The sequence below is a fragment of the Synergistaceae bacterium genome (assembly GCA_017443945.1).
Classification (GTDB): domain Bacteria; phylum Synergistota; class Synergistia; order Synergistales; family Aminobacteriaceae; genus JAFUXM01.
The window spans coordinates 24,171-32,181 of sequence record JAFSXS010000112.1 but is presented as its reverse complement, the minus strand read 5'-3'; the positions used below and the strand labels follow the sequence as shown (position 1 = coordinate 32,181).

Sequence of the window (8,011 nt, the reverse complement as noted above, 5' to 3'; positions counted from 1 at the left end):
GACTCTAACTCTTGAGGCTCGTTAATTTCCGGCGCTGACTCTGACTCACTCTGTAAAATTTCTTGAATCTCTTGCGAATCTTCCTGTGAGTCTGACTCTATTTCTTGAGGCTCGTTAATTTCCGGCGCTGACTCTGACTCACTCTGTAAAATTTCTTGAATCTCTTGCGAATCTTCCTGTGAGTCTGACTCTATTTCTTGAGGCTCGTTAATCTCTGACTCTGACTCACTCTGTGAAATTTCTTGAATCTCTTGCGAATCTTCCTGTGAGTCTGACTCTATTTCTTGAGGCTCGTTAATTTCTGACTCTGACTCACCCTGTGAAATTTCTTGAATCTCTTGCAAATTTTCTTGTGAGTCTGACTCTAATTCTTGAATCTCGTCAATTTCCTTCTCAATCTCTGACTCTGACTCACTTTGCAAAATTTCCGACTCTGACTGAATCTCTGACGGTTCAAATACTGCCGAGACTTCTATAAATTTTACTTCATCATCACTATTTATATTAACCGGCGCGCTTTTTTCTGTGTCCGGCTTAACTCGTAAAAACGGCATTTAGTCCCCCAGTGCAAGAGTCATCAAATTCTCTACGCGTTTCACATAATCGGCGGGGTTATCTGGTGCAGAGCCTTCGAGAATCAACGACTGATCATATAAAATTTTCAGCATGTCAGAGACTCTATTTTCATCACTCATAGCAATTAACTTTTTTACAATCGGGTGATTTGGGTTAAGCTCTAATATTCTTTTCTGGGGCGGAGGGGTCTGGCCTGCTGAACGTAAAATATTTTCCATTTGAAGCGACATCCCGTTTTTAGAATCACGCAAGACTGCCGGGGAACTCGTTAAATTTAATGACGGCTTTACATCTTCGAGCTTATCTGCAAGTGAGTCAAGTGCAATTTTCTTAACCGCTGCAAAATCTGACTCCAAATTCTTTAATTTCTCGTCATTTGCTTTCTTCTCGTCATCACTGAAGGGACTCACTGAGTCAAGCGCGATATTTAATAATTTCACTGACTCGGCCGGCATTATGAAATTAGCTTCATTCAAGATTACTTCATCAACGGGATCTGTCATTAAGAGAACTTCATAATCTTTGCTCAAGAACGGCTCTAATTTCGGGGAGGCTTTCAACGCTGCTAAATTGTCGCGTCCTGCAAGACAGTAAATACCCTCTTGGCCGGGCTTCATTCTTGACTCATATTCTGATAAAGTAGTCCACTCGTCATTATGGGTAGTCCTGAATAAAGCAATGTCAAAAATATTTTTCGCGTGTTCGCCGTCTTGTATGATGCCTTCTTTCATTATGCGCCCGAATTGAGTCCAGAAAGTTATAAATTTTTCGCGGTCAGAGTCTAATAACTTTTTCAGTTCGTTAAAAATTTTTCTCTGTGTGCTGCGTCTGATTACTCTGATAATGGGCTCATCCTGCAAAATTTCGCGTGAAATATTCAGCGGCAAATCTTCGGAGTCAATTACTCCCCTGATAAAGCGCATATAAGCCGGTATTAAGTCTTTGCAGTCGTTCATGATGAATACGCGATTTATATATAAACTTATGCCGCCCGATTCTGGATTCATGAACAAATCAAACGGTGCCCGCGCAGGAATAAATAATAAACCTTTGAAATTTGTCGAACCTTCTGCGTTAATCTTAATGTGAGTCAAAGGCTCCTGCCAGTCGTGAGTCAAATGCTTGTAGAACTCTTTATAATCGTCTTCTGTTATCTCATTTTCCGGACGCTGCCAAATTGCTTTCTGCGAATTAATAATTTTATCCTTATATAATATCGGCCAAGCAATAAAATCTGAATATTTGCTTATTATTTCGCGTATAGTCCATTCGTCAGCATAATTTTTCGAGTCGGGGTCAGACTCCTTCAAATAAAGTGTTACAGTTGTTCCGCACTCTTTGCGCTGTTCCGTATCTGAAATAGTGTAAGATCCGTCGCCTGTTGATGTAAATTTATTTGTCTCGTTTGTGCCTAGTTTGCGCGAAATGACTTCTACTTTTTCAGCAGCCATGAAGACAGAATAAAACCCGACTCCAAACTGGCCGATTAATTCTTCTTTTGCTTTGCCGCTCTCTACTGCCTGCAAAAATTCCCGCGTGCCTGATTTCGCGATAGTGCCCAAAAATTGAATTAAATCATCTCTTGACATTCCTATGCCGTTATCGCTGACTGATAAAATTTTCTTGTCCTTGTCAGAATCTATAATAATTTCGGGCTTCTCGTTCTCGGCCAATTCTGAATCTTTCAAGCATTCTATACGCCGTTTATCTAGTGCATCTGACGCGTTAGAAATTAACTCGCGCAAAAATATATCCCTGTTCGAGTAAACAGAGTCAATCATCATTCGCAGTAATCCGGCTGTCTCTGATTGGAAATAAAATTTTTCTTCGCTCATTATATATTTACCTTCTAACAAAGCCGGAGACATGCAATTATACACACCTCCGGCCATCGTCTAAAAATTTTCTGATTCTCTCCCTGTAAATTAACTTGCTGCTGCTTCTGTGCTGACCTTCACAACCTGACGGCCGCGATAATAACCGCATGAAGGGCAGGCATGATGTGCGAGCGTTACCTCACCGCAGTGAGGGCAGTTAATAGTTACTGGTGCGCTCAATGCTCCGAGCCAATTTGCTTTTCTCTGTGAGGTTCGTGCATGAGATGTTTTTCTCTTAGGTGTTGCCATGATTATAAATCCCCCTAAATTTTTTATTTACTCGACTACAAAATTTTTCAACGCCGCAAGTCTCGGATCTTCTTCTGTCTTGACGCATGAACATTTACCCAAATTCAAATCAGCACCGCACACAGGACACAATCCCGCGCAGTCTTCCCGGCATAAAACTTTAGTGGGAAGCAACGTATAAACGCTTTCTTGAATCTGAGGCATTATGTCAAGCACACGCCCGAAAAAATCAATCTCTACCGGCATATAATCATCAGGCAAAGAGTCTTCAGATTCAGAGCCATGCAAATAATAAAGATACATTAATTCGCCTGATAATGCAAGATTCACCGGCTTAAGACACCGCGCGCACTCCGACTCAATTTCTGAATCTACAGCTATTTTCACGGTTAATAAATTTTCATCGAGCCAGCTGACAAACGCGTCAACATGCAAGCCCGACGGGAAAATAAATTCTTGGCCGTCAAAATCGAGAACACCCGCAGGAAAATCGAACGGGAAAAAATTTTCTGTCTCGTTGTCATTCTTTGCGGGAGGGTTTATTAATGCTCTTTGCGAGTCAGTAAATAATTTATTCAAATGCGATTCTCTTTGTCTCACGTGCTATCATTAATTCTTCATTAGTGGGCACGACTAAAACTTTTACTTTCGAGTCATCAGCACTGACAATCGCTTCTTTACCGCGAATATTATTTTTTGCCGGGTCAATCTTTACGCCCATGAACTCAAGACCTTTGCAGACTGATTCACGAGTTGCCGCGCTGTTTTCGCCGATTCCTGCTGTGAATACAATTGCGTCGAGTCCTTCCATTGCGACTGTATAAGCACCGATATATTTCTTGATTCCGTATTCGAGCATGTTAATTGCAAGTTTGGCGCGTTCATTGCCGTTATTGGCTGCTTCCTCGACATCGCGTAAATCACTGCTGACTCCGGAAATTCCTAATAAGCCGCTCTTCTTGTTCATGAAATTATTCATTTCGTCTGCGCTGTATTTCGTGATATTCTGCACAAACGGTACGCACGCGGGATCCATGTCGCCCGTTCTTGTTCCCATTAAGACACCTGCAAGCGGCGTTAATCCCATTGAAGTATCGATACATTTTCCATTTTTGACGGCAGTTATTGAGCTTCCGTTTCCTAAGTGGCAAGTTACCATTTTGATTTCATTGATGGGCTTTCCGAGAATCTCTGCTGCTCTCAACGCGACGAAATTATGACTCGTTCCATGTGCGCCGTAACGTCTGACTCTGTGAACCTCGTAAAATTCCCAAGGCAATCCATACATATACGCGTAATCGGGCATTGTCTGATGAAAAGCTGTATCAAATACTACAACGTTCGGCAATTTCGGGAGCGCGTGCTGTATTGCTTCGATTCCCATTATGTGGCCGGGATTGTGCAAAGGTGCTAACGGAATACATTTTCTAAGTGCGTCCATAACTTCATCATTAACAAGTACTGCATCTTTGAAGTAATCACCGCCGGAAACTATGCGATGACCCGCTGCAGAAATTTCATCAAGCGACTTCAGAACGCCGTGATCTTTATCAAGCAGTGCATCAAGTACGAGTTTCATTGCAAATTTGTGATCCTTAATGGGTGTCTCGATTTTGAAGGGGTCTGCTCCTGTTTTTCTGTGAGTGATATTAGAGCCGTCAATGCCGATACGGTCAACAAGACCCTTAGCCGAGACTGACTCGTTTTCCATATCAAATAATTGATATTTCAGTGATGAACTGCCGCAATTGATTACAAGAATTTTCATGACGTTCTGACTAACCTGCTTTCATAATATATATAAAAATGGCGGAGACGTAGAGATTCGAACTCTAGGAACGGAAAACCGCTCAGTTGATTTCGAGTCAACCGCCTTCGACCACTCGGCCACGTCTCCACATCAATAATAACGTGTAGGATGAATTGATTGACGCGTTTAATTATAGCTTTGTGATTATCTCATTGTCAATTAATTTAACGGACTCGAATGTGCTGCCAGAATTTTTTTGCGGACTTCATTATCGAACGGCCATAACGCACCGAATTTATAATCCCATTCATCAGGGACAAATTTGCCGAAGCCAGTGCTGTCCGTAAAAGTCATCTCACCACTATATATTGTGCCTTGTGCTAAATATAAATCAACTCTTACTTGATCGAAATCTTTACATAATTCAGAAGCAATATTTTTAAGTTCGTCATATTGTGCCGGACGATGTGAGACACCTGAAAATTTTTTGCGATTTGGTCTTATAAACGGCATTAATTTATACTCCATATCGTAATAATTTACAGAGAAATCAACATTACGCTGGCCAAATGTAACACAACAAAAATGCGGCTTTCCACCGAAACAGTGAAATTTAAATTCATTTATTGGCACGTCAATATATTGCTCGATTAAAATTTTCGGCTTAATGTCGCGATAATGCATCTCAAAGCTTCCCCACGCATAATTTCTCTTGAGCAAATAATCATATTTTATCTTGAGTGCGGGAATATTTATTTTGCGCTTATCTCTCACAATTGTAATGCTTCCGGAGTCATGATTGCACTTAATCACGAATTTATCAGGCAATGAGTCAAAATTTATCTCATCAAACGAGTCATACACGTCCAATAACGGAATTAAATATTTATCGCCGATTTTCTCCCGAATCCATTCGCGGACAAGATATTTATCTGCGAGTCTAGTTTTTTCCGGAGTGGCCATATAAACTTTTGAGACATTAATTTTTTCGTTGTAGGTCTGGGGATTGTCCCAATTTAATTTACGGTTGAATATGCGTTCATAAGTGTTGCCGACTTCTGACTCAATTTCAGAATAAGACATTGTCTGATGGCGGATATATGCTGCCTCTTGTTCACGTTTAATGCGTTGTTGATTCAGAATCGTTAAAATTTTTGAATGATCGATTAAATGAATCCTGATGAAGTGCCTTGCGTCTCTGAGAAATTTTTTTATCATTATCTGACCTGCTTTCTTGACTCGATAACTTACGATTAATTTTTTTGCGATTATAACATAATTAATCATAAATTTTTTTGCGTGATAAAAATTTTTTTGCCGTGTGAGTCTTTGTGAGTGCGCGAACGAGTCAACATTTTTGTAGTTGCAAATGTAGTTGTAAAAATAGCAGCCTCCGTGAAAAATTTTTCTCGAAGACTGCCGCAATTATTATAACAAAATTTTATTCACTCTTCGACGACCGATTTAATATCTTTGAGGTGCCGCCACTTTCCTGCATAATCGAGTCCATAGCCTACAACAAATTCATCAGGGATTCTAAAGCCGCAGTAATCGACTTTTACTTCAGTTTTTCGGCGTTCGTATTTGTCGAGCAGGACGCAAACTTTCAAACTTGCAGGGTTACGTGCTTTGAGAATGTCTAACAGGTGCGCAAGAGTCAGCCCCGTGTCAATTATATCTTCAATGACGATTACATTTTTGCCTTCAATGCTTTGTTTGAGATCGTGATAAATTCTTACGACTCCGGAACTTTTTGTGCTGTCCCCGTAAGAAGCTACCGACATAAAATCGATTCTTACATCAATATCTTCGGGCATTTCGCGCGCTAAGTCCGTGAGAAAAACTGATGCTCCCGTGAGAATACCTACAAATACAACGCTTTTATCTTTGCCGTTATCTTGTGCGATTTGTGCTGCAATTTCCTTGACTCGTTCAGCAATTTTTTCGCGCGGGATTAATATTTTATCGAGTTTATATGCCATTTATTTTGCCTCCTGATTTAATAGTCCGGGATAAAAATATTTTCGTTCACCTTTCAATTTATCCCAGCCGGCCAAAATTTTTACTGCTTCATTAGCAATTATAATACTGTCATCGACTCCTGAATAAATAAATTTGTTCTTGTTTCTGTCAGCAACGACTGTGAAGACTGCTCCCGACCTTAGCCCGTAAAGATTCGCGAGTGTGAAAATTGTAGCTGCCTCCATCTCAAAATTTAGGACTCTTGCCTGAGTCAAATCTTTTATTTTTTCGCGGTGAAATGACTGCGTGAAATTGTTAAATCCCGGTCTTGCCTGCCCTGCGTGAAATGATGCAGTAGAACATGATATACCGACATGATATTTTTTCCCTAACTTCTCGCACGCTTCAATGAGTGCAAATATAATTTCGTGATCTGCCATTGCCGGATAAGCTAACTCTACATAATTTGTGCTTGTTCCGTCGTGTCTGACTGCTCCCGAACAAATTATCAAGTCGCCGCAATTAATATTTTCATTGATTGCCCCGCATGTGCCTATTCTTATAAAAGTATCTGCGCCGAGATTCGCAAGTTCTTCGATTGCAATAGCACTTGATGAGCCACCTATACCTGTTGAACACGTGCTGACGGGAACGCCCGCAATTTTTCCGCTGAATGATTTATATTCACGATTGAAAGCTATAAATTTTGATTCGTCCCAATTTTGCGCGATTAAATCAGTTCTTCCTGGATCGCCGGGCAGTAAAACATATTTATTTATGTCGCCGCTTTTGCAGTGTATATGATATTGAAGATTGTCGGCCATTACGGGTGTATCAGCACTTGATTGCCATTCCATTTATAAGCTCACGATCTTTTCGCACGTAAAAATTTTTTCGAGAATTTCGCTCATGTCCGTTAATATTCCTGTGCCTAGTGCCTCAGTGAGTCCGAGTCTGTCAGCGCAAGAGTCAGAGATTAGCACTTGAACGCCGTTAGACTCTAAATTTTTCAGGTATTCGCAAGTTTTCGAGTCATATGCTGCGAGATTTACTGCGTTATCGAGTAATGCAATAATTGACGGTTTTATTTGCGAGTCTGCGAGTGCTTGAATAAATTTTTGCATGAATGCGGGACGATATTTCTTATTCTCATATGAAAGAATGACACCTAATGAATCTTGGACAACGACATTTTTTACGGGAGCAATAATTTTTTCGGGTTCGGGCTCTGGCTTGCTTTCTTGAATCTTGATTTCTTGAGGCTCTGACTCGTTATTAATCGGAGCTAATAAAATTTTTTCGGGTTCTGATTCGGGGGGAGAGTCTGATTCTATTTTTCTGCCTGAAGCCACAACGTATAATAGTCCGTCGTCATCCTCAAGAGTTACATTAGGGAATTCGCCTTCAGACGTAAGAAATTTCATCAAGCTGTCTGATTGCGCGGGGCCGTCGATTAAAATTTTTATTTCGTCCTCGTTCTTGAGTGAGGCTCGTACTAACTCTACAGCGTCTGCACCTGATTTACCAGAAGTATTTAATGTCAGCATATTAATTCACATCACCTGAAAAAATATTTTTGTTGTATATTATAAGCGAA

9 protein-coding genes and 1 tRNA gene are annotated in these 8,011 nt (G+C 40.5%); all 10 read right to left on the bottom strand.

Annotated features, from left to right (window positions below; translation table 11 throughout):
• A partial coding sequence (locus tag IJT21_11605) for a hypothetical protein (GenBank protein MBQ7578896.1) occupies positions 1 to 554 on the bottom strand: 554 nt, incomplete at its 3' end.
• The gene (htpG, locus tag IJT21_11600; GenBank protein ID MBQ7578895.1) at positions 555 to 2,444 is read right to left on the bottom strand and encodes a molecular chaperone HtpG; all 1,890 of its coding nucleotides are present in this window, start codon (positions 2,442 to 2,444) and stop codon (positions 555 to 557) included.
• Positions 2,445 to 2,501: 57 nt separating this feature from the next.
• Positions 2,502 to 2,702, bottom strand: a complete 201-nt coding sequence (gene rpmF, locus IJT21_11595; protein ID MBQ7578894.1) for a 50S ribosomal protein L32 — start codon at positions 2,700 to 2,702, stop codon at positions 2,502 to 2,504.
• 27 nt (positions 2,703 to 2,729) lie between these two features.
• The gene (locus IJT21_11590; GenBank protein ID MBQ7578893.1) at positions 2,730 to 3,281 is read right to left on the bottom strand and encodes a DUF177 domain-containing protein; all 552 of its coding nucleotides are present in this window, start codon (positions 3,279 to 3,281) and stop codon (positions 2,730 to 2,732) included.
• Positions 3,274 to 4,470: an acetate kinase gene (locus IJT21_11585; protein ID MBQ7578892.1), complete on the bottom strand. Its 1,197-nt coding sequence runs from the start codon at positions 4,468 to 4,470 to the stop codon at positions 3,274 to 3,276. Before IJT21_11585 ends, IJT21_11590 begins: the two co-directional genes overlap by 8 nt.
• A 39-nt stretch (positions 4,471 to 4,509) precedes the next feature.
• A tRNA-Ser gene (locus tag IJT21_11580) sits at positions 4,510 to 4,599 on the bottom strand.
• A gap of 72 nt (positions 4,600 to 4,671) precedes the next feature.
• Positions 4,672 to 5,877 carry a hypothetical protein gene (locus IJT21_11575; protein MBQ7578891.1) on the bottom strand — a complete coding sequence of 402 codons (1,206 nt, stop codon included), beginning with the start codon at positions 5,875 to 5,877 and terminating at the stop codon, positions 4,672 to 4,674.
• A gap of 20 nt (positions 5,878 to 5,897) precedes the next feature.
• A complete protein-coding gene (gene hpt, locus IJT21_11570; protein ID MBQ7578890.1) occupies positions 5,898 to 6,434 on the bottom strand; it encodes a hypoxanthine phosphoribosyltransferase in 537 nt (178 codons plus the stop codon).
• Entirely contained in the window at positions 6,435 to 7,271 is an 837-nt protein-coding gene (locus tag IJT21_11565) for a nucleoside phosphorylase (protein ID MBQ7578889.1), read from the bottom strand.
• The gene (locus IJT21_11560) at positions 7,272 to 7,961 is read right to left on the bottom strand and encodes a hypothetical protein (GenBank protein MBQ7578888.1); all 690 of its coding nucleotides are present in this window, start codon (positions 7,959 to 7,961) and stop codon (positions 7,272 to 7,274) included. It abuts the gene before it with no gap.
• Positions 7,962 to 8,011: the final 50 nt, after the last annotated feature.

What these genes read in the sequence shown, in the direction of transcription:
- hpt (MBQ7578890.1), bottom strand. Translation starts at nt 6,434, where the DNA reads ATGGCATATAAACTCGATAAAATATTAATCCCGCGCGAAAAAATTGCT.
- IJT21_11565 (MBQ7578889.1), bottom strand. Translation starts at nt 7,271, where the DNA reads ATGGAATGGCAATCAAGTGCTGATACACCCGTAATGGCCGACAATCTT.
- IJT21_11560 (MBQ7578888.1), bottom strand. Translation starts at nt 7,961, where the DNA reads ATGCTGACATTAAATACTTCTGGTAAATCAGGTGCAGACGCTGTAGAG.
- htpG (MBQ7578895.1), bottom strand. Translation starts at nt 2,444, where the DNA reads ATGTCTCCGGCTTTGTTAGAAGGTAAATATATAATGAGCGAAGAAAAA.
- IJT21_11585 (MBQ7578892.1), bottom strand. Translation starts at nt 4,470, where the DNA reads ATGAAAATTCTTGTAATCAATTGCGGCAGTTCATCACTGAAATATCAA.
- rpmF (MBQ7578894.1), bottom strand. Translation starts at nt 2,702, where the DNA reads ATGGCAACACCTAAGAGAAAAACATCTCATGCACGAACCTCACAGAGA.